Here is a 1,514-nt window from a genome sequence, read left to right on the forward strand (position 1 = left end):
GGAGAGCGACAGGGCGCCGGCGGGCGCGCGCGCCCCCCGGGGCGGGGGGGGCCGGCCCCTCGCCTCGGGGACACCCACCTGCGCGTCCGGGTCGAGCCCCGCACCGCCCGGGAAGCCCAGGTTCAGCACCCGCGCGATCTTGTCGAAGGCCTCGCCGGCCGCGTCGTCGATGGTGGAACCCATCGGGCGGACGTCGGAGGTGATGTCCGTGGACAGCAGCAGCGAGGAATGGCCACCGCTCACCAGCAGCGCCATGGTCGGCTCCGGCAGCGCGCCGTGCTCCAGCTGGTCCACGCAGATGTGGGAGGCGAGGTGGTTCACGCCGTAGAGGGGCTTGCCGAGGGCGTAGGCGTACGCCTTCGCCGCCGAGACGCCGACCAGCAGCGCGCCCGCCAGCCCCGGGCCCGCCGTCACCGCGACACCGTCCAGGTCCCTCGCGCTGATCCCCGCGTCCTTCAGCGCCCGGTCGATGGTGGGGACCATCGCCTCCAGGTGCGCTCTGGACGCCACCTCGGGCACCACACCGCCGAAGCGGGCGTGCTCGTCGACGCTGGAGGCGACGGCGTCCGCCAGCAGGGTGGTGCCTCGGACGATGCCGACGCCGGTCTCGTCACAGGAGGTCTCGATCCCCAGGACCAGCGGTTCGTCAGTCATTGCTCTCGGTTCCTTGTACGGAGGTCGACCCGGCGGCGGAGCCGCTGCCGGATCCGGTGGTCAGTCGCATGACCAGGGCGTCCACGTTCCCCGGCTGGTAGTAGCCGCGTCGGAAACCGATGGGCTCGAAGCCGTGACGCTCGTACAGCTTCTGCGCCCGGACGTTGTCGACGCGGCACTCGAGCATCACCTCGGTGCACTCGAAGGCGGTCGCCGCGCGGAGCAGATCGGTCAGCAGCAGTGCGCCGAGACCGGTGCCCTGGTGGTCACGGGCGACGGCGATGGTCTGGATGTCGGCCAGCTCGCCCTGGGCGGCCAGGCCCGCGTAGCCGACGATCCGGTCGTCCTCGACGGCGACGACGTACCGGCGGCTGGCGTCGGCGCCCCGCGCATGGGCCAGCTCGGACCAGAACATGCCGCGCGACCAGGCGTCCTCGGGGAAGAGGTCCTTCTCCAGCTCGAGGACGGAATCGATGTCCCACCAGCGCATCTCGCGCAGCCGGGGGGTTGCGGGTCCGGTCACTTGGGGGTGACCACCTTGTAGTTCTTGGGGACCTGGGCGTCGGGGCGGCGCAGATACAGCGGCCGGGGGGCCGGGAGCTCCTCGCCCGCGGCGAGCTTCTCGGCGGCCAGCGAGGCGAGGGCCGCCGCGGAGACTCGCTCGGGTTCGTGGGCGACGGGGAAGGTGTCGGGGTAGAGCAGCGCGCCCGCGCCCACGGCGGGCAGGCCCGCGACCCGGTCGGCGATGTCGGCGGGGGGGGGGGCCGCCGGGGCCGGGGGGGGGGGGGGGGTGGGGGCGTGGGCGGGCCCGGAGGGCTCCTTGCGCCGGGCGGCGGGGGGCACGCCGAAGGCGGGGTCGG

1 protein-coding gene and 2 pseudogenes are annotated in these 1,514 nt (G+C 74.4%); all 3 read right to left on the minus strand.

The window, feature by feature from the left end; translation table 11 throughout:
- Window positions 1-654 (minus strand): annotated as a pseudogene (locus ACFW2E_RS17670) (tRNA (adenosine(37)-N6)-threonylcarbamoyltransferase complex transferase subunit TsaD); the annotation flags it as partial.
- A complete protein-coding gene (gene rimI, locus ACFW2E_RS17675) occupies window positions 647-1,177 on the minus strand; it encodes a ribosomal protein S18-alanine N-acetyltransferase (RefSeq protein WP_384467335.1) in 531 nt (176 codons plus the stop codon). The gene rimI and the pseudogene ACFW2E_RS17670, both read right to left, overlap by 8 nt.
- A pseudogene (locus ACFW2E_RS17680) lies at window positions 1,174-1,514 on the minus strand (tRNA (adenosine(37)-N6)-threonylcarbamoyltransferase complex dimerization subunit type 1 TsaB); the annotation flags it as partial. The gene rimI and the pseudogene ACFW2E_RS17680, both read right to left, overlap by 4 nt.

Source organism: Streptomyces sp. NPDC058964 (assembly GCF_042741275.1).
GTDB lineage: Bacteria > Actinomycetota > Actinomycetes > Streptomycetales > Streptomycetaceae > Streptomyces.